Here is a 233-nt window from a genome sequence, read left to right as displayed (position 1 = left end):
GTTTTTCACCAAGCCTCGGAAGCGCACTTTCGTATAACCAAACTGACGCTTGATCACCCGAAATGGATGCTCAACCTTGGAGCGAACCTGAGCCTTGGCTCTCTCGATCTTGCGTATTGCTTTGTACAACACGCTGCGTTTTCCGTGCTTCTTGTAGGTGCTGCGCCGGGCTGCAACCTGCCAGATGACTTGGCGTCCAGTATGCTCTTTGCGCTTCTCGACACCGGTATAGC

General features: G+C 53.2%; 1 protein-coding gene. It reads right to left on the bottom strand.

Annotated features, from left to right (window positions below; genetic code table 11):
• Positions 1–233 (bottom strand): transposase (locus CE491_RS00145; RefSeq protein WP_199884905.1); only part of this gene is annotated, 233 nt, incomplete at both ends.

Origin of the sequence: Pseudomonas bohemica, assembly GCF_002934685.1 — a bacterium.
In the GTDB taxonomy this organism is placed as follows: Bacteria; Pseudomonadota; Gammaproteobacteria; order Pseudomonadales; family Pseudomonadaceae; genus Aquipseudomonas; species Aquipseudomonas bohemica.
This window is presented reverse-complemented; position numbering and strand designations above follow the sequence as displayed.